15 protein-coding genes are annotated in these 20,726 nt (G+C 46.1%); 8 read left to right on the top strand and 7 right to left on the bottom strand.

All coding sequences use genetic code 11. The features are described from left to right. The first annotated feature begins 60 nt into the window (after positions 1 to 60). Entirely contained in the window at positions 61 to 2,640 is a 2,580-nt protein-coding gene (locus tag DWY55_RS01215; RefSeq protein WP_117703700.1) for an alpha-amylase family glycosyl hydrolase, read from the top strand. A gap of 12 nt (positions 2,641 to 2,652) precedes the next feature. Here the strand turns inward: DWY55_RS01215 and DWY55_RS01210 are convergent, their stop codons facing one another. After that, on the bottom strand, positions 2,653 to 3,636 hold the full coding sequence (locus tag DWY55_RS01210) for a GNAT family N-acetyltransferase (protein WP_087332737.1): 984 nt from the start codon (positions 3,634 to 3,636) through the stop codon (positions 2,653 to 2,655). A 93-nt stretch (positions 3,637 to 3,729) separates the two neighbouring features. On the opposite strand from DWY55_RS01210, the gene DWY55_RS01205 reads away from it, so the two are divergent. The 5 genes from DWY55_RS01205 to DWY55_RS01185 all read left to right on the top strand — a co-directional run bounded on the left by DWY55_RS01205 (position 3,730) and on the right by DWY55_RS01185 (position 6,644). Continuing rightward, the gene (locus tag DWY55_RS01205; RefSeq protein WP_005826354.1) at positions 3,730 to 4,266 is read left to right on the top strand and encodes a nitroreductase family protein; all 537 of its coding nucleotides are present in this window, start codon (positions 3,730 to 3,732) and stop codon (positions 4,264 to 4,266) included. A 2-nt stretch (positions 4,267 to 4,268) separates the two neighbouring features. Then, a complete protein-coding gene (locus DWY55_RS01200) occupies positions 4,269 to 4,604 on the top strand; it encodes a hypothetical protein (protein ID WP_087332736.1) in 336 nt (111 codons plus the stop codon). 4 nt (positions 4,605 to 4,608) lie between these two features. Beyond that, positions 4,609 to 5,406, top strand: coding sequence for a Rossmann-like and DUF2520 domain-containing protein (locus DWY55_RS01195; RefSeq protein WP_087332735.1), 798 nt, complete (start codon positions 4,609 to 4,611; stop codon positions 5,404 to 5,406). 79 nt (positions 5,407 to 5,485) lie between these two features. Next, on the top strand, positions 5,486 to 6,016 hold the full coding sequence (locus DWY55_RS01190) for a KdsC family phosphatase (RefSeq protein WP_005826358.1): 531 nt from the start codon (positions 5,486 to 5,488) through the stop codon (positions 6,014 to 6,016). 46 nt (positions 6,017 to 6,062) lie between these two features. After that, positions 6,063 to 6,644 carry a Maf-like protein gene (locus tag DWY55_RS01185; protein WP_008663872.1) on the top strand — a complete coding sequence of 194 codons (582 nt, stop codon included), beginning with the start codon at positions 6,063 to 6,065 and terminating at the stop codon, positions 6,642 to 6,644. Here DWY55_RS01185 and DWY55_RS01180 read toward each other — a convergent pair. The 6 genes from DWY55_RS01180 to pheS form a co-directional block, all read right to left on the bottom strand. Then, the gene (locus tag DWY55_RS01180) at positions 6,641 to 8,833 is read right to left on the bottom strand and encodes a tetratricopeptide repeat protein (protein ID WP_117703701.1); all 2,193 of its coding nucleotides are present in this window, start codon (positions 8,831 to 8,833) and stop codon (positions 6,641 to 6,643) included. The two genes, DWY55_RS01185 and DWY55_RS01180, sit on opposite strands and share 4 nt — an antisense overlap. Positions 8,834 to 8,914: 81 nt before the next feature. Beyond that, positions 8,915 to 9,940 carry a porin gene (locus DWY55_RS01175; RefSeq protein ID WP_120177972.1) on the bottom strand — a complete coding sequence of 342 codons (1,026 nt, stop codon included), beginning with the start codon at positions 9,938 to 9,940 and terminating at the stop codon, positions 8,915 to 8,917. A gap of 74 nt (positions 9,941 to 10,014) precedes the next feature. Continuing rightward, a complete protein-coding gene (locus DWY55_RS01170; RefSeq protein ID WP_085929901.1) occupies positions 10,015 to 11,274 on the bottom strand; it encodes a phosphoglycerate kinase in 1,260 nt (419 codons plus the stop codon). Between the two features lie 88 nt (positions 11,275 to 11,362). Continuing rightward, positions 11,363 to 12,037, bottom strand: a complete 675-nt coding sequence (gene nth / locus DWY55_RS01165) for an endonuclease III (protein ID WP_005826369.1) — start codon at positions 12,035 to 12,037, stop codon at positions 11,363 to 11,365. After that, positions 12,034 to 13,230, bottom strand: coding sequence for an MFS transporter (locus tag DWY55_RS01160; RefSeq protein ID WP_005826370.1), 1,197 nt, complete (start codon positions 13,228 to 13,230; stop codon positions 12,034 to 12,036). Before DWY55_RS01160 ends, nth begins: the two co-directional genes overlap by 4 nt. Positions 13,231 to 13,336: 106 nt before the next feature. Next, on the bottom strand, positions 13,337 to 14,371 hold the full coding sequence (gene pheS, locus DWY55_RS01155) for a phenylalanine--tRNA ligase subunit alpha (protein ID WP_117703702.1): 1,035 nt from the start codon (positions 14,369 to 14,371) through the stop codon (positions 13,337 to 13,339). A 356-nt stretch (positions 14,372 to 14,727) separates the two neighbouring features. Here pheS and DWY55_RS01150 point away from each other — a divergent pair, with 356 nt between their 5' ends. Further along, positions 14,728 to 17,370: a zinc-dependent metalloprotease gene (locus DWY55_RS01150; protein WP_117703703.1), complete on the top strand. Its 2,643-nt coding sequence runs from the start codon at positions 14,728 to 14,730 to the stop codon at positions 17,368 to 17,370. A 43-nt stretch (positions 17,371 to 17,413) separates the two neighbouring features. Next, entirely contained in the window at positions 17,414 to 20,707 is a 3,294-nt protein-coding gene (locus DWY55_RS01145) for a SusC/RagA family TonB-linked outer membrane protein (RefSeq protein ID WP_117703704.1), read from the top strand. Positions 20,708 to 20,726 lie beyond the last annotated feature (19 nt).

The raw sequence follows: 20,726 nt of genomic DNA, 5'->3' as shown, positions 1-20,726 counted from the left end.
CGGTTTGCCCTTTCTTTTCCGGCTATATTTGTGAAGTGATAACTTTGAATACTTCATATTATGAAAATTATCAATCAACGTAAGATTTCTGTTTTATGGCATTTAATATGCTTCAGTTTAGTGCTGGCATTCACGGCATGTAGTGACGATAAAGAGGAGTTACAGGAGTATTTGACCCCTGCTTCTGGTAGTGAATCAATCTTTGAGCAAGGTTTTAGCTTTGGTGAAGCTGCTTCTTCGCAAAGCGTCAGTTTTGAGGCCGGGCAGCAGTGGACAGCCGAGCTGAGTGGTGAAGATACCGGTTGGTGCAACATCAGTCCGGCAAAAGGTACGTCCGGGAAAGCTACGATTATGGTTTCTGTCGGCAAGAATGAGACAGGGAAAGCGCGGACGGCACAATTGAATATTGTATCCGGTTCGAAGAAGAAAGAAATATCTGTCACTCAGGCTGCCAATGCGATTGTAGCTCCGGATGGTTTGAGTTTTACACCGGCAGCACCGGATGCCGACCAGTCCCTTGTAATTACTTTTAAAGCGGATGCAAAGTCTGCTCTCTATGGGCATAAAGGAGATGTGTATGTGCATATTGGTGTGGTCAGTGAAGGAACTTGGCTGTTCGTTCCGGCAGAGTGGACGGAAAACAAGGATAAATGTAAGATGACTTCAACCGAAGCCAACGTATGGAGCATTACGCTGAGCCCGAATATCCGGGAATGGTTTGGAAGCGGGAAGACACCGGTGAACCGGCTCGGAATAGTGATTCGCAGTGCAGACGGCAATAAGAAAGGGATAGAATCGGATTCCTTTGTTGAGGTGACCGACACAAAATATGAAGGTTTTGTTCCTGGTGAAATTAAAACTGCAGCAGTGCCGGCCGGTATGGTCGAGGGTATCAATGTAGTGGATAATTCTACGGTGACACTGGTACTTTATGACAAAGATGCGAATGGGAATCATAAGGACTTTGCCCATGTAGTGGGCGACTTCAATAACTGGACATTGGGCAATGACGAAAAATCGCAGATGTATCGTGATGATGCTTCCGGATGTTGGTGGATTACGTTGGCGGGGCTGGATGCTGGCAAAGAGTATGCTTTCCAATATTATGTAGGTACGAAGGCGGGTGAAGTGGTTCGCCTGGCTGATGCCTATACGGAAAAGATTCTTGATCCTGATAATGATAAATATATTCCGGCTTCTACCTATAACGAAAGTATGGCTTATCCTGAGGGAGGAGTAGGAATCGTTTCGACCTTCAAGATACAGAAAGACAGTTATAACTGGAAGGTCAATGACTTTAAAATAGCAAATCCTGAGCAATTGGTGATATACGAATTGCATCTACGTGACTTTACCGCCTCCAGCGACATCAATGGTGCAATGGGCAAGCTTTCTTATCTGAAGGCTATGGGAGTCAATGCCATCGAACTGATGCCGGTGCAGGAGTTTGACGGAAACGACAGTTGGGGGTATAATCCTTGCTTCTTTTTTGCGATGGATAAGGCTTATGGCACAAAGGCCATGTATAAGCAGTTTATTGACGCTTGCCATGAGGCGGGTATGGCAGTTATTCTGGATGTGGTCTATAATCACGCTACAGGAAACAATCCGCTGGCTAAACTTTATTGGGATGGTGATAAGACTGCAAAGAATAATCCATATTTCAATGTGGAAGCACCTCATCCTTATAGTGTGTTCCATGACTTCAATCATGAAAGCCCGTTAGTGCGTAAGTTTGTGAAGCGCAATCTGCAATTCTTGTTGAAGGAATATAAGGTGGATGGGTTCCGCTTTGACCTGACGAAAGGATTCACACAGACTTCTTGTACTGAAAGCACGGCATCCAATTACGATGCAAGTCGCATTGCCATCCTAAAGGATTATAATGCTGCCATCAAGGAAGTGAAAGAGGGCTCTTATGTTATCCTGGAGCATTTCTGTGATTCAAAGGAAGAAAATGAACTGGCTGCAGATGGCATGCACTTATGGCGCAACCTGAATAATGCCTATTGTCAGTCGGCTATGGGATATGCTGAAAATAGTTCTTTTAGCAGCCTTTATGAGAAAACACCTGCATGGGTAGGTTTTATGGAAAGTCATGATGAAGAACGCGCAGCTTACAAACAGTCGCAATGGGGTGAAGGTATACTGAAAACCGACCTTGATGCTCGCATGAATCAGTTGGCGCTGAACACTACATTCTTCCTTACTGTTCCAGGTCCTAAGATGGTTTGGCAATTTGGAGAGATGGGATATGACATTTCCATTGGGGAGAATGGACGTACGGGCAGGAAACCGTTGCATTGGGAGTATCTGGAGAATACTGACCGCAAGGAGCTGCACGATGTTTATGCGGATTTAATGAAATTGCGTAACGCCCATCCGGAATTGTTCGATTCAAGTGCCATCTTGACATGGAAGGTCGGAGTTTCTGATTGGGACAACGGTCGTTCATTGTTGGTCGAAAGTGTAACGGGCAAGCAGCTGGTTGTTATGGGCAACTTTACGCATAATGCGGTTGATGTAGCTTTCCCGGCAACAGCTGGTAACTGGACCAATTATTTTACCGGAAAGAGTGAAACAATAAATACACAGGTCAATGTACCGGCTCATGGATATGTAGTCTACACTAATTTCTAATTTCGGTAAAAATCATTCATACATCTTTATCAGCACCCGATTCAGCCAGTTCCAACGGAAACGGAACCAGCGTCGGGTGCTGCTTTGTTTTCCCCCGAAGCGGAGAACGAACTCACGGTAGCCATGCCTGCGGAAGGGAAGTCCCACGTCCATGAACTCTAAGTGGCGGTATCCGCGTTGTTTGGCATCATCCAGTGCTTTCCATACGGCAAGAATCCCCGGATATTGCAGGGCATAAGTCTTGCGCATGCCACCAGAGAACCATAGATAGGCGCTGTCATCTGAATAAATGCATGCGCTGCCACCGATAATCTTCTCCTTATAAATGACGATGAAGATTTTGCTTTGCTGCCCTTTTGTCAACTGGTTTTCGAGATGCTGAAAGAACTTGATGCTGGGGAAGTGGCGCCGTATCTTGGAAGAATATACGTGGCGCAACATCTGGGCAAAACAGAGAATCTCCTCTTTGGTACGTGCTTCCCGTACTTGGGCGCCGTTTTTGAGCCCTTTCTTTATTTGCCGGATACGTGACGGGCTGAAACGCTCTTCCACCTTTTCGACGCTGTGCAGCGAGTTGCGTACCCGCAGCCAATTGATGGCGATGTATTGGTTGTCTCGGAAAGATTTGTATCCGAACATGGCATTTTCCAGGTTGCGGAACTCGATGAGAAAAGAATCGCGCAATGCTTCATTGGTAAGCCTTTGCAGCATGTCACTGAAGATAATCTCTTTGTCTGCCTCGTTATTGAAATATTCTCCCGTACCGTACACCTCACATCTTTTGATGATGCCGGGTGGAAACATGCGGACACTTTTACGTATGGCGGCAAGCAGTTTCGCAACGGGCTTGTCATCTTCGGATGCCACAATGAGTATGGGGGTATACCCCGGAGTTGCCTCGTAGATTCGGAACAACTCTGTGGAATGGAAGGTGTTGGTGCCTGGCAGGTCAGGAACCTTGCTCCCACGGTAATATGTAGTGAGTTTCAAAGGCATGGTCTGCAAATTTAAAAAATAATCTCGTATCTTTGCAAAAATTATTGTTAATGTGTCGATGTGCACATTAGCATATTAGCACATAAAATCATTATGGAAAGTTTCAGTGAATTGATAAAAGCACGCCGCAGCATGCGGAAGTTTACAGAAGAAGAATTGACACAAGAACAAGTCGTTACTTTGATGAAAGCAGCCCTGATGGCACCCACGTCGAAACGCAGCAATGCATGGCAGTTCATAGTGGTGGACGAGAAGGATAAATTGAAGGAATTGTCCTATTGCAAGGAGCAGGCATCGCAGTTTATTGCCGATGCGGCACTGGCAGTAGTGGTTGTTGCCGACCCGCTGGCAAGCGACGTGTGGATAGAAGATGCCTCCATTGCTTCCATCTACCTGCAACTTCAGGCCGAAGATATGGGGCTGGGAAGCTGCTGGGTGCAGGTGCGCGAACGTTTTACGGCTTCCGGTATGCCTTCCGGCGAGTATGTGCACGAGGTGTTGGATATTCCTTTACAGCTGCAGGTGCTTAGTGTTATTGCTATCGGCCATAAGGGGATGGAGCGCAAGCCTTTCAACGAAGACAATCTGCAGTGGGAAAAGATACATATCAATAAGTACGGAGGAAAGTAACAGTGAGTGCAGCAAAAGCAAACAATAACCGTGATACATATAAGGCCACTGCCATCACACTGATTGTATTCGGCATTCTTTACTTGGTGGACAAATTGGTGCATTTTTCTGCAATCGGCTTGCCGTGGGTGATGAATAAGGATAATTTTCTATTGTATACCGCAGTGATTTTTCTGCTGTTCAAGCATGACAAGTCAGTGGGATTGGTATTGATAGGTTTGTGGCTGATATTGAACTTCGGGTTGATAACTGCCTTACTCGGTACGATGTCCGCTTATCTGCTGCCGTTGGCGTTGCTGGTATTAGGGACTATTCTGTATTGGTTGGCAACAAGATAAGCGTATGGCAGGAAGAAGTATAGAAGATACGTCCATTGCCTTTATCGGTGCCGGAAATCTGGCTACTAATCTGGCAAAGGCTCTTTATCGGAAAGGGTTTCGTATTGTGCAGGTCTACAGCCGTACAAAAGAATCGGCGCAGGAATTGGCACAGACGGTGGAAGCTGCATATACCACGGAGCTGCAGGCGGTTACGAAGGAGGCACAGCTTTATATCGTTTCGCTGAAGGACGCGGCTTTTGTAGAATTATTACCCCAGATTGTTTCTGGAAAGGAGAATGCTTTATGGGTGCATACAGCCGGCAGTATTCCTATGAATATTTGGCAGGGGCATGTAGTGCGTTATGGAGTGCTTTATCCGATGCAGACTTTCAGTAAGCAGCGTGAAGTGGATTTTGGACAGATACCGTGTTTTGTGGAAAGCAACTCGGAAGAGGATGTGCAGCTTCTGAAGGACATTGCTTCTGCCCTATCGGAAAAAGTGTATGAAGCAAGTTCTGAGCAGCGCAAAAGTTTGCATCTGGCGGCTGTGTTTACGTGCAATTTTACCAATCACATGTATGTGTTGGCTGCTGAACTGCTGAAAAAGTACGGGTTGCCGTTCGAGGCAATGCTCCCCTTGATAGACGAGACGGCCCGCAAGGTGCATGAGCTGGAACCGCTTGCCGCACAGACAGGACCGGCTGTGCGCTATGATGAGAATGTCATTGACGAGCATCTGCGGATGCTTGCCGATGAGCCGCAAATGCTGGAACTATATCGGGAGATTAGCGAGAATATACATCGGTTGGCAATAAGATAACCGGATGCCGATGCTTGCCTCTTTTGAACTAATGTTTTGCTGCATATAGGTATATTATAATGAACAAGAAAAAAGTGCAATGAGTACCATAAACTATGATTTGAAAAAGATAAAAGCCCTTGTTTTTGATGTGGACGGTGTGCTGAGTGCCAATGTTATCCCTATGAGTTCGGAGGGTGAACCTCTGCGTACGGTCAACATAAAGGATGGTTATTCCCTGCATCTGGCCGCTAAGCAAGGTGTGTTGCTGGGTATAATTACGGGTGGACGTACAGAAGCAGTCCGCAAGCGTTTTACTTCTTTAGGTTTTGAGGATGGAAATATCTATATGGGTTCTTCTGTTAAAATCCATGATTACCATGACTTCCGTGACCGTCATGGCTTGAAGGACGAGGAAATATTGTATGTAGGTGATGATATTCCCGACTTGGAGGTGATGCGTGAGTGTGGTTTGCCGTGTTGTCCTAAGGATGCTGTGCCTGAGGTAAAGGCTGTGGCTCGCTATATTTCGTATGCAGAAGGCGGTTATGGCTGTGGTCGCGACATTGTGGAACAGGTATTGAAAGTGCAAGGGCTTTGGATGGCAGATGAAAAAGCTTTTGGTTGGTAGTTGTTTCAATCGTTAAATTGTAAATCGTCAAATCGTAAATGATATGATGTTAGATAATCTGAAGAAATATAAGGTGATTCTTGCCTCTAACTCTCCGCGAAGGAAAGAATTGCTGGCTGGTTTGGGAGTGGAATATGAAGTAAGAACTTTGCCCGATGTGGACGAGTCTTATCCCGAAACGTTGCGGGGAGCGGATATTCCTCTCTACATATCCAGGGAAAAGGCAGATGCCTACCGTGATATGATGCATCCGGACGAATTGATGATTACAGCAGATACCATTGTCTGGCTGGATGGACAAGTTCTCGGAAAACCCAAGAATAGGGAAGAAGCTATGCAGATGTTGCGCGACATGTCCGGACGTACCCATGAAGTGTTTACCGGTGTATGCATCACTACCACTGAGTGGCAACGCAGTTTTGCGGCGGCAACAGAAGTGCGTTTTGCCAAACTGAACGAAGAGGAAATTGCCTATTATGTGGACAAATACCACCCCATGGATAAAGCCGGAGCTTATGGTGTACAAGAGTGGATTGGATTCATCGGGGTGGAAAACATATCCGGGAGTTACTATAATATAATGGGGCTCCCCGTACAGAGGCTGTACAGGGAGTTGTTGGAGGTCTAAACCAGATCCATCATTAGAGGGATATCTTTTTCACTGATTCCTTGTCTGACAAGTGTTTCTTTGTCTTTACCGAACATTTCTCTAAAAATCTCCTGCCCGCCATATTCCAAAGCTGCTTTACTGTAAAGTTCTGCAGCTTTTTCTATTTTGCCCGTTCTCCAAGCAACATGTCCGGCATTGAGATAGTCTGCTGCGAGTGGTTTGGAGGCGAGTATCTTTTCGTAATACTTCATTGCTTGCTCATACTTGCCGTTGACAAACGAACACCAGCCTATAGCACGCCATGCTTTGATACAATTGCTTTCGATGAAATCAAGCTTGAAGAAATATTGCAGAGCCTCTTCATATCTTTCCAGTTCGGCAAGGCAGCTTCCGGCGTAGAAAAGGATATTATGGTTTTCCGGCTGGATTGCCTCCACTTTCTTGTAGTATTCCAGTGCAGAGGCAAAGTCCCTTATCTGCCTGTAGCACGTAGCGAGATGGCGGATTGTCCAGACATGGTCGGGCTTTAGTACATCGGCTTTCAGGTAGGCGTCTATCGCTTCCTTATACCTCTTTTCCTTTTGCAGGCAATAGCCAGCCTTTTGGAAAATGTCTGCATTTGCATGGTTCAAGGCTATCAATTCCTTATAAAGCTCCAATGCTTCTGCCGGGTGTTCTTTGCGGAAGTGGAAATCGGCGATGGTAATCAGCAGCTCGGGTTTGCACAGAATCTCTTTGAGTGCCGGGATACGGTGCAGGGCAATCTCTTCCTTGAAGATGTCACGGAACTCGTGTCTGCGCTGGCTTAACTTGAAGAAACGGTATAAGTCGTGGACATACTGGTTGCTGATGACATCCGGTCGTTCGGCATACTGCCGTAAAGCGGAAGATTTGCTTTCGTCCATGAGTGCATCCAAATCCTGGGAAGTCATCTGGCTGAGCATCATCGTACGCTGTGACTGTGGTATATGTGCCATTGTAAAGCAAAGGGAATACTTGTCACTATTGCAGAAGAAACCGGATTGGAGGATAAGGGAGAGGATGGCATTGTCTCCGGTAGGCTTGAATCCGAATTCCTTGATGATGCTGGAGTGATGCATGTCGAACGGATAGAACCAGTTGTACGGTTCCTTAAAGAACGGATAAGTCTTGAGTTGTGCAAACGTACTCATATAGACGTCAGCGCCTTCCAGCTGTAATTCGTTCATCTCCCGTATCTTGTCTCCCAGTCCGGAACTTTCAAAAGCTTTCTCCCAATCCGGATTAAGATCGTTTTCCTCAGGGTTCTCTTCAAAACCGAACTTCATGTTACGCATGATGTTCACATTCCTCATCATCTCCGGAATGATTTCTTCACGCATCTTTTTGTCTATTTTTTCCGTTTCCTGGCTACGGAGTAGCTCGATGTAAATACGGTTCAGTTGCTTGCCGAAACTGCTGTCTTCGTTGAGCAGGGAAAGGCGGGCTGTCAATTCGGGATAAAGCGACAGACGGGTGGGATGAAAAAGAAGTGCGAAAGCGATACCTACCAACGCCCGTTGGTTTACTTGCGTATTTGCATGCGTTACGGCGTCCAGCAACCATGAGAATTTGCGGGTATCGAAGCATTCCATCAGACTGAGCATGACGGCACTGGTGAACAGGCACAAATCATTGACGGGAAGCATTTCTGATTCCAGTAATCCTTTGGCTTGCTGTTCGTCTTCTGCAGACCAGTCACTGTTACTCCATGTGGAAAGGAAAAGAACCTGGGCGGTTTGTTCGTGCCGTTGCAGTACGGCGTCCATGCCTTGGTTATCCGGCATCAGCTGACAAACGGCCAGGTCATCAGGGAAAGATTCCAATACCTTCTGCAGTGCGGCAATATTGTATTCTTTGGGGAGGCGTTCCCGGTTATTGCGCAGGGAATGGTAATAGTGCGTGGAAACTCCGTCAAGGAGAGACAGACGTGCCTGGTCAGCGACTTCCCAAGTTTCGGTCAGAATCTGGCGATATAGTTTCTGTCGTTCAGGATCGTCGATTCCCTGGCGCATGTATTGCAGCATGTACTGATAGGATGTCTGAGCTTGTTCCAAGCGGTTGCGGAGTGTCCAGTCACCGCTGTTCCAAAGAAAGGCTTCCAGTTGGGATTGTGCTTCCTTCAGCCGTTGCTGCTTGAGTAGAGTAACGATATGCTGATATTGTTCTTGTATGGCTTGTTCGTTCATAAATCAGTCTCTTTTTGGGTATGTATCTTATAAAACTACAAAAAGGATGCCAAAAAGTTCATAAATTTCCATTTCCCCAGCTCAGAAACGAACTTGCAACTGTGCTTGAAGCAGGTTTGAGTTTTCTCCTTTATGGCGGTTACAGTATGTATACTGGGCTTGCAGACGGCATTTGGGATAGAACCAATACTGTACACCTGCTACATAATTGGTCTGTTTATCGGAAATAGTTTTATTTTTGTTGAAATAGTCATAAGAGGCTATTACGTCAAATTTGGGAAGCACATGGGCAGATACGGTTGCATAGTAACCGTCACTTTTAACGTGTCCGTCTTTTCCGGCCAAGTATTCTGTACGTACATCTACGGATTTTGTTTTGATGGTGGCACCTGCCGACCAGCGGTTTCGGGTGTAATTCTCTCCTATGGCTATGTCTGGATTAATGGAAGAAACGGCTACGGCGCATCCTTTCCCTTTAACAAAGGAACCGCCGACGGACAACCATTTCAATGGATGTACCATAAGGCTGCCTACAATATCTTTCTGATTGTTTTTATCTTTTAGGTTGATGCCTTGTCCGTTCATGATGGCAAGGTTATAAGTCATCAAAGAGTCGAACAAGTCTCCATAAATTAACAATCCCATATCACGACCGTTTGCAGAGCCATACAACGGATCACTGCCATTGATACCGGCCAGGTAATTGACGGCTTGAGAATAACAGTTTATTAATTCGACAAAGCAGGGAGACATCGGGTTCTCAATGGTATACATGGTTTTGAACTGTCCGATACGTGCTGTGAGTTGAGGGAGAAAGCGGTATTCCGTGTAGGCTTCCAGAATTTTTCCGGTATTGGCAAAGCTGTACATGAAGTAAGCCGACCATTTATCGGTGATTTTACCGCGCGCCATAAAGATAACTCTCTTTATATCGAAAGTATTGCTGGTACCTTCGCCCGCATCATCGTATGTATATCCCACTTGGGCATAGCCGGAGAGTGAAATGCGGTCTTTTAAAGTGTTGACTACATCATTCAGACAAGCATCTTGTGCTTTCAGGATGCATGTGGCTGATAAAAGGATGCAGGATAGTAGAATTCGTCTCATTATAGGGATGGATAGTAGTAAAAAAGGCAACCCTTTTTTCAAAGAGCTGCCTTTGGGTGTTATTTTGCTTGTTTTTATTCGTTGATAGCAGCGATACCCGGAAGGATTTTTCCTTCGATTGCTTCAAGCAATGCACCGCCACCGGTAGATACGTAAGACACGCCGCTTGCCAAGCCGAACTTGTTGACACAAGCTACAGAGTCACCGCCACCTACGAGTGAGAAAGCACCGTTCTTGGTAGCTTCTACGATAGCTTCGCCTACAGCGCGTGAACCGTGAGTGAAGTTCTCGAATTCGAATACACCCGTCGGACCGTTCCAAAGGATAGTCTTGGAGTTCTTGATGACATCTGCAAAGATCTTTTCAGTCTCAGGACCGATATCAAGACCTTCCCAGCCATCAGGAATTTCGTCAACCGGGCAGAACTTGGTGTTGGCATCGTTGGAGAAAGAATCGGCAATCTTGGCATCAACAGCCAAAACAAGGTTTACGCCTTTTTCTTTTGCTTTCTTCACCAGGTCAAGAGCCAAATCCAGTTTGTCATCTTCGCAGATAGAAATACCGATTTTGCCGCCCATGGCTTTGGTGAAAGTATAAGTCATACCGCCGGCAATAATCAGGTTGTCTACCTTGTTCAGCAGGTTTTCAATGATTTCAATCTTGGAAGAAACTTTGGAACCACCCATGATGGCAGTAAACGGACGTTGGATATCGTTCAAAACTTTATCAACAGCCTTTACTTCTTTTTCCATCAGGTAACCGAACATTTTGTTGTCCTTGTCGAAATATTTAGCGATCAATGCAGTAGAAGCGTGTGCACGGTGAGCGGTACCGAAAGCGTCGTTTACATAGCAATCTGCATAAGAAGCCAATTTCTTGGTGAATTCTTTCTGGCTTTCCTTAACAGCAGCTTTGGCAGCCTTCTTTTCTTCGTCTGTAGCATCTTCAGCCAAACCGCGGGGTTTGCCTTCCTCTTCAGCGTAGAAACGGAGGTTCTCGAGCAACAACACTTCACCCGGTTGCAGAGCAGCAGCCTTTACGGCAGCTTCTTCGCCCATACAGTCGTTAGCAAATTGCACCTCAACACCCAACAACTCTTCGAGATGCTTCAGAATGTGCTTCAAGGAGAACTTGTCAGCCGGGCCTTTCGGACGACCGAGGTGAGAACCGATAATTACACTACCGCCATCGGCCAAAATCTTCTTCAATGTAGGAAGAGCGGCACGCATACGGGTATCATCTGTAATGTTGAAGTTTTCGTCCAAGGGTACGTTGAAGTCCACACGAACGAATGCCTTTTTTCCGGCAAAGTTAAATTGATCAATTGTCATAATACTCTATTTTATTTAAAAGTGTTACTAATTTCTTTTTAGTGAGCGCAAAGTTAGCATTTATTTCTTTTTTTTGCTATGAAACCGTTGTTTATTCTTTGTCTTTGCCGCTCTCTTTGCTAACTTTATATTTCTGGCAGTAATATTTGCACATTAATTGCAAACCGCAGGTATCACATTGTGGAGTACGTGCCTGGCATACATAGCGACCGTGCAGGATAAGCCAGTGGTGAGCTATGGGGATGTCTGTTTCCGGTATATGTTTTACCAATTCTTTTTCGACACTGAACGGAGTTGTACATTTATCTGATACGAGACCCAGGCGATGGCTGACGCGGAACACGTGTGTGTCTACTGCCATAGCCGCTTTATTGAAAACAACGGATTGGATGACATTGGCTGTTTTGCGGCCTACGCCGGGCAGTTTTACCAGTTCTTCAAGGGTATCGGGTACCTCACTGTTGAATTCTTTCACCAACATCTGTGCCATGCCTACAAGATGTTTAGCTTTGTTGTTGGGATAGGAGACGCTGCGGATATACTCGTATACCACGTCGGGAGTAGTAGCGGCGAGTGCTTCGGGAGTAGGGAAGTCCCGGTAAAGGGCGGGGGTAATCATATTGACGCGTTTGTCCGTACATTGTGCAGAGAGAATAACTGCTATCAACAGCTCGAACGGATTGTCATAATGCAACTCTGTTTCGGCTACGGGAACGTTCTCCCTAAACCAAGCAAGGATTTTTTCATAACGCTCTTTCTTTCTCATCTTAATTTGTTTTTATGATAGTGAGGAGATACTTTCAGATTGAAATAGAAGATGGAGATAACCGTGAGGCAGGCTCCGAAAAAATATGCCATATCGAATGAGGTAATCTGTGCGATATAACCTCCTGCTGTCAGACCTATACCAATGCCTACATCCCATGAAGTCAGGTAGGTAGAGGTGGCTGTTCCGCGCTGGTTGTTGGGGGCCAGGTTTACGAACAGCGTATTGAAGGCGGGGAACATCGTCCCGAAGCCTACTCCCAATAGGAGGGCAACCATAAAAAACAATATGTTTGTCAGTTCCGGGACGGTCTTCATCAGTAGTCCGCAAGCGGACAATATGAAGAAACAGCTACATACCAGATATAGTCCTAAAGTTATGACTTGGGTGATACGTCCTTTATCCACTTGTTTGCCGGAGAACATACGGGACACTGCCATGCCGACGGCCATAAAAGTAAAAAACAATCCGGAATTCAAGGTAATTCCTATTTCTTTGGCATACATGGCTACATAAGTGCTTGTCATGCCATATGGTATGGAGAGCAATAGCAGTGCGATTCCTGCCGGGATACCTTTCAGCAGCACAAAGCGGTCCAATGAGATAGGTTCTCGTTTGACTGGTTGTTTGGGTGGGGTCTTGACGAGGCATGCGGCAACAAAACCGATAGTTCCTGATATGAGCGAGCAGGCAAAAATCGTTTCAAAGGAATATATGTCATGCATGAAAAGACCAATCATCGGGCCGAAGCTCATGGCTGTATTGTTCATCAGTCCATAATATCCTACGGCTTCACCGCGACGGGACGAAGGGGTAATGTCAATCACAATTGTATTTCCCGCTACGGTCACCATTCCAAATGCAAGGCCGTGGACAACCCGCAACATGATGAATAAAGATAGGACTCCCGCTAACATGTAACCTGCGAAAATGGTGATAAAGATGAAATATGCCACCAGATAAAGAGGCTTGCGGGCCAGTGTGTCGAGCAGGTATCCCGAAAATGGGCGTATGCAGAGCGAGGCAATGGTGTAGCATGACAAGATGACACCTACTGCTGCATTTCCGGTATGGAATACCTCAGTTAGGTAGAATGGAAGAACCGGTAGTATCAGATAAAAGGCAAAATACAAAAGGAAATTGGCAGCCAGGATAAGGCAATAGCCGGAGGTTACAAGTTTGTCTTTTGCCATAGCGAAAAATAGTGGTTAGCGATGAGTGGTTAGTGATGGGTGATTAATGATATGCTGAAAATGCGCAACTTATTAATCACTAATCACTAACCGTTATTCACTATATTTAGTAAGCGCTCTCGAATTCTTTCAAGAAGCGTGTGTCATTTTCAGAGAACATACGAAGGTCTTTCACTTGGTATTTTAAGTTGGTGATGCGTTCGATACCCATACCCAGGGCATATCCGCTATACACTTTGCTGTCTATTCCGTTCAGCTCCAATACATTCGGATCTACCATACCGCATCCCAAAATTTCTACCCAACCCGTGTGCTTGCAGAAGGGGCAGCCCTTGCCGCCGCAGATGTTGCAGCTGATGTCCATTTCGGCACTTGGCTCGGTGAAGGGGAAGTAGGAAGGACGCAGACGAATCTTGGTGTCACTGCCGAACATCTCTTGCGCAAAGAGCAATAAAGCCTGCTTCAGGTCGGTGAAAGATACATTGCGGTCTACGTACAAGGCTTCTACCTGATGGAAGAATGCGTGTGCGCGGTAGCTGATGGCCTCATTACGGTATACACGTCCCGGACAAAGTACGCGGATAGGAGGCTGCGTGGTCTCCATAACACGGCTTTGCACGCTGGATGTGTGTGTGCGAAGAATGATGCTGTGCGATACGTTTTCTGTATCATTTTCGATGAAGAATGTATCCTGCATGTCGCGTGCCGGATGGTCTTCGGCAAAATTCATGGAGGAGAATACGTGCCAGTCGTCTTCCATTTCCGGTCCGTCGGCGATGTTGAATCCCATACGGGCAAATATATCGATGATTTCGTTTCTCACGATGGAAAGCGGATGGCGGGTTCCTAATTCTACCGGGTAGGCTGAACGGGTCAAGTCAATATCGTCACAGTCGGTATCCTGGCTTTCGAATTGTTCCTTCAAGGCGGCAATCTTTTCTTGTGCTTTGTTTTTCAGTTCGTTCAAGCGCATTCCCACCTCTTTTTTCTGTTCGGCGGCTACATTGCGGAAATCTGCCATTAAGTCATTGATGGCTCCTTTTTTACTGAGGTATTTGATGCGGAGTGCCTCTAATTCCTCGGCGTTAGCGGCTTTCAGCGCCTCTACTTCCTGCAGAAGCTGATTGATTTTAGCTATCATATCGTTGTTATCTTATTTATTTTCTAAGTTAAAAACGGTGCAAAGATACAATATTATCATTGTTTTGCCGCCAATTGGGGAAGATTATTTGGTGTCAGTGGTACAAAATTTCATGTGAAGAAGAAATGATAGAGGATGGGAGAAAAAATGATATATATGTAAAAGTCTTCATATTGTTTATGGAAAAAACATAAATGAGCGTTGTTTAGTGACTTTTAAAATATACTTTTCGTATCTTTGCGCCCCGTTTACCGTTCTATGGAGGTAGAACAAACTGGCGGTTGGTATTTATTAACATACGTCAAAGAGAGAGAGTTAACGGAGTAATTGTTGCATTAAAGTTAGAGTTTGAATTGATGAAATTGAAGACAATCCTGCCAGTCGTGGCAGTTGCGGGAGTACTCATGTGTGAGCCTGCCGTATTGTTGCATGCCGGTACATCTGATTTTGCTTCTCCCGAAGCTATGGGATGGTTCCGTAAGAAAAAGAAGAGTGAAACCAAGGACAGCGTTCAATCCAAGAGCGACTACGAGAAATTGACAGGTTCCGGTGCTATTGCCCGCAAGGGAATGTTCAATGTTTACCAGAAGAAGAGCGATTATTACTTTGAAGTGCCGGCAAGGCTGCTGGGATGTGATATGCTGGTAGTAAATAAATTACAGCGTGTTCCTTCCGAACTGAATGAGGCAGGTGTGAACCGTGGTACGAATTACGAAAATCAGATGGTGCGTTTTGAATTGGACAAGGCTGCCAACAAGCTGTTGGTACGTCAGAGCCGTCCTCTTCCGTTGGCGCCGGATGAGGATGCCATACGGCAGTCCGTACTGGATAATTATATTTCTCCGCTGATAGCCGGTTTCAAGATTGAGGCATTCAATAATGACTCTACCATGATAGTGGTCAAGGTCAACGATATTTATGATGGTACAGAGACGAGTATCAATAATGTCTTTACGAATATCAACCTGGGAACTTCGGCCATCAAGAATCTCTCCCGCATTTTATCTATCAAAGCTTTTGAGAACAATGTGGTAGCCACTTCCGAGTTGACAACTAAGGTGACCGAGGGAACAACGACTGTGTTTGTTACGGTCGAAGTCAGTTCCTCTCTGTTGCTGTTGCCGGAGAAACCTATGATGGGACGTCTGGATAGTCCGCGCGTAGGTTACTTTACCAATCCGTTGTTGAATTACAGTGACGGTCAGCAGCGTGTAGACAAGAAACCCTTCATCACCCGCTGGCGTCTGGAACCGAAACCGGAAGACCGGGAGCGTTACCTTCGCGGTGAATTGGTGGAACCGGCCAAGCCGATTGTGTTCTACATCGAGAACTCCACTCCCCGTCGTTGGCGGAAATATATCAAGCAGGGAATCGAGGATTGGCAGGCTGCTTTTGAACGTGCCGGATTCAAGAATGCTATCATAGCCAAGGAACTGACGGACAGCATGAATGTGGATAAGGATGACGTGAACTACTCCGTGCTGACCTACGCCGCCTCCACCAAAGCCAATGCCATGGGCCCCTCTATCCTCGACCCCCGTTCGGGCGAGATATTGGAAGCGGACATCATGTGGTGGCATAATGTGCTGGGCATGCTCCAGGAATGGATTACAGTGCAAACCGGTGTCGTACGTCCCGAAGCAAGAGGAGTAAGGCTGCCGGATGAGCTGATGGGCGATGCCATGCGCTTTGTGGCATGCCACGAGGTGGGGCACTCGTTGGGCTTGCGCCACAATATGATTGCTTCCTGGACTTTTCCGACAGATTCCCTGCGTTCCAAAACATTTACGGATCGTATGAATACCACTTCCTCCTCTATCATGGACTATGCACGTTTCAACTATGTGGCACAGCCGGGTGACGGTGTTACGGCGCTTTCTCCCCATATCGGTCCGTATGATATGTTTGCCATAGAATACGGCTATCGTTGGTATGGTAAAGAAACCCCAGAGGCAGAGAAGGACTTGCTTGCCGACTTCCTGAGCCGTCATACAGACCGTTTATATAAATATAGTGAGGCGCAGGATGTACGTGATGCCGTAGACCCGCGTGCGCAGAATGAAGATTTGGGCGATGATGCTGTCCGCTCATCTCTGCTGGGTATTGAGAACTTGAAGCGTATTGTTCCTCAAATCATCCAATGGACTACTACTGGCGAGAAAGGACAGACTTATGAAGAAGCTTCCCGCCTATACTATGCGGTTATCAACCAATGGAACAATTACCTCTATCATGTATTGGCAAACATCGGTGGTATCTATATAGAAAACACCGTTGTGGGCGACGGACAGAAAACCTATACTTTCGTAGAAAAAGAAAAGCAGCAAGCCGCCCTGAAGTTTCTGCTGGACGAAGTGCTGACCTATCCCAAATGGCTGTTCGACACGGAAGTTGGAGAGTACACTTACTTGCTGCGCAACACTCCACTGGGCGTAGTGGAGAATGCACCGACACAAGTGTTGAAGAATGCCCAATCCTATATCCTTTGGGATTTGCTGGGCAACAACCGCCTGATGCGTATGTTGGAGAACGAATCGGTGAACGGCAAAAAGGCTTTCACGGTGGTAGAGCTGATGGATGGCCTGCATCGCAACATCTTTGCCACTACGGAACGCGGTGCCTTGCCGGACGTCATGACACGCGCCTTGCAGAAGAACTTCGTAGATGCACTGATTACAGCAGCTGCCGAAAGCGAAGGAGTGAAAATAAACAAAAAACTGATGGACAACCACTTCTTGCTGGACCATCAGACTGCCCTTTGCAGCTGTGACGAGCATGCCGGTAAGACTTTGGATGCCGACCGTATGGGTGCACACCGCGAACTGAACTTCTACGGTTCGCAGATAAACCGCGTATCTGATGTCATCTCCGTGAAGCGTGGTGAGTTGCTTCGCATCAAAGAATTGCTCCAAAATCGTCTGGGTGCATCGGATATAGCCACTAAATATCATTATAAGGATTTGATTTTGCGTATCAATACTGCATTAGGAGTAAAGTGATTTTTCTTTTCAATAGAGTATTAATTAATTTTATATGTAACGCATGAAAAAACGTGTATTAATCGTTTTGCTATGCTTTGTAGGAGCTTTGTCATCTGCTTTTGCTGCAGAGAAAAAAGTCCAGGGCGTAGTAATATCTTCAGAGGATAACCTACCGCTTATCGGTGCTTCCGTTTATGTGACTGCGGAAGACTTGAAAAAGGCGGGGAGTGCTCAGACTACAATGGGGGTCATCACTGATGTGGATGGTCAGTTCTCTATCGCTATACCTGCGGGGATAACCCGTTTCTTTTGTAGCTACGTGGGATATGACGTATTGGAAGTGAAGCTTGTTCCGGGAAAGGAACATTATGAAATAACACTTCATGCATCTTCCCAAATGCTCGATGCCGTTGTTGTGACGGGTTACCAGACAGTGGAGCGCCGCAAGCTGACGGCAGCGGTATCCAAACTGGATATATCGGACGAGACCATCGGTGCAGTAAAAAGTATCGACCAGGCACTTGCCGGACAAATTGCCGGACTTTCTGTCAGCCCGACTTCCGGTGCTCCGGGTGCTCCGGCAAAGATACGCATTCGCGGTACTGCTTCATTGAATGGTACACAAGACCCTTTGTGGGTGCTGGACGGCATTCCTTTGGAGGGAACGGATGTTCCCGAACCGGATGAGCTGAATGACATCACCAACATGAAGCAATCTTCCATTGCAGGCCTGAATCCGGCAGATATTGAGAATATCACCATCCTGAAGGATGCGGCAGCCACTGCCATCTATGGTGCGAGGGCAGCCAATGGCGTCATTGTGATTACAACAAAGAAGGGTAAGGTCGGTAAACCGGTTATCAATTTCTCGTCCCGGTTTACCTATACTCCTACATTGAGCCTTGACCGGTTGAACTTGCTGAACTCAGCGGAGAAAGTAGGATTGGAAATGGATATGATCCGTAATAACTATTCTCCGGACAATCATAAAGGAGGCGTATATAATATTCTTTCCAATTACAATGAGTTGTCTGCTTTTCAGAATGGAGGATGGGATGCCTTGAGCAGTGATACACAAGCTGCCATCAACCGTTTGAAGAGTGTTAATACAAACTGGGGAGATATCCTTTTCCGCGATGCTTTCAGCCAGGAATATAACTTGAGCCTTTCCGGCGGTACGGAAAGGGTTACGTATTATACCTCTTTCGGCTATTATAAAGAGGATGGAAATGTGGACGGTGTGGGTATGGACCGTTTCAACTTGGTAGGAAAGACTTCCTATAAGGTGAACAGTATACTGAAAGTGGGTGCCTCCATGTTTGCCAACCGTCGCAAAAATACCAATTATCTGACAGATGCATACGGTATGTCGAATCCCGTGTTCTATTCACGCAAGGCTAATCCGTATTTTGAACTTTATGACAAGAATGGCAACTATAATTACGACTACGATATTCAGAACAACACTGATAAGGATTTAGGATTCAACATCTTTGAAGAACGGCAGAACACGTCTAATGAAAGCGTGGTGAATTCTTTTTCATCTATATTTGATGCGGAGTTACGGTTCAATGACAAGTGGAAGCTGACTTCCCAGTTTGGCTATCAGTTGGAAAAAACTTCCAGAGAAGAAATAGCGGACTGGGAAAGCTATGCCATGCGCTATTACTATAAGTTGAGCGAATACTCCCAAGGTGGAGAAACCAAACACTTTCTGCCCGAAGGAGGTATGCAGAAGTCTTATGAAAACTCCAATTCACAGATTACTTGGAAGGCGATGGGAGAATATCGCGACAGCTTCAATGATATTCATGAACTGGAAGTGATGGCAGGTACCGAACTGCGCAAGACTTGGTACGAAACCTTGTTCTCGGCAGGGTATGGCTTCGACCGCAAGACGTTGACCACCAAGCCGGTGATTTTCCCCAACGAAAGTTACGCCACGTCTTTCCCGCTCCATCAGACGACGTATAAGGAGAATGCTTATGTGTCTTTCTACTCTACGGCCTCCTACTCTTTATTGAATCGCTACACGGTGGGAGGAAGTATCCGTTTTGACGGTTCCGATCTTTTCGGTGTGGATAAGAAGTACCGCTATCTTCCTCTTTATTCTGTCAGTGCCTTGTGGCGTCTGTCACAAGAACCGTTTATGCAGCAGGCCAAGTGGGTAGATAACCTGGTGTTCCGTGCATCTTACGGTCTGCAGGGAAATATTGACAAGAATACTTCTCCGTTCTTGTTGGGTACATATCGGTCGGAGAGTATTTTGCCCGGAGTATCGGAAGATGTAATTATCATTAATTCCGCTCCCAACAAGAAGTTGCGTTGGGAAAAGACGCAGTCTGTCAATGCCGGCTTTGATTTTTCTGTATTGAACCAGGCTATCAATCTGAGCGTGGACTATTATTACCGTAAGGGTACCGATTTGATAGCTTTGCGCATGCTTCCTCTGGAGACGGGCTTTACTTCAATGAACGTCAACTGGGCAAGTATGGAGAACAAAGGTGTGGAAATCAGCTTGTCTACCCGTAACATAACGACAAAAAACTTCTCCTGGTACACAAATTTCAATTTTGCCTATAACGGTAATAAGGTATTGCAGGAAAACATACCGGAGCAGCAGACCACTCCGGGACGTGAAGGCTATCCTGTAGGGGCAATTTTCGCACTGAAGACTGCGGGAGTGAATAAGGAAACCGGTAATATGATGTTCTATAATCCGGAGGGAGAGAAAGTGACCTTGAAGGAGCTTTACCGCCTGAAGGACGAGTGGGGGATAGGTATTGCCTCTTCCGATGTAACTGCAGCCGAAGAGAGAACCTTTTATTCGTATATCGGGAGTAGCGATGCTCCTTATACGGGAGGTTTGATTAATACCTTCAGCTATAAAAACTGGGAGCTGAATGTCAATTTCTCTTTGACGTTTGGCGGGTACGTACGTACGCAACCCTCTTATGACATCATCAATCCGGATTATGGCAAGAACTATAATGCGGATGTGCTGAACCGCTGGACTCCGGAAAACCCGAATGCGGAGCTTCCGGCATTTATGCTGAGTGCTTCCAACCCGGAAGAGTACTCCTGGTATGATTCTAAAACCATCTGGAGAGATTTGGATATCTGGGTGAAGAAGCTGAACTACGTACGTTTGCAGAATCTGCGTCTGGGTTACCGTATCCTTGAGCTCCTGACAAAGCGTTTGGGAATGAACTCGGCAACGGTATCTATTGAAGGACGTAATCTCTTCGTGTTTGGTTCGGGATATAATAACTACATGGATCCGGAGTCGATGTACAATCCTTATGCAACTCCCGTACCCAAGTCGGTTACATTCAGTTTGAACTTGAATTTCTAACTTCAAAAGCAGAAAGAAA

This window comes from Bacteroides sp. AF25-38AC, from assembly GCF_003602995.1.
GTDB classification, from domain to species: Bacteria; Bacteroidota; Bacteroidia; order Bacteroidales; family Bacteroidaceae; genus Bacteroides; species Bacteroides uniformis.
The sequence above is the reverse complement of the archived record's forward strand: the minus strand, read 5'-3'. Positions and strand labels throughout refer to the sequence as shown.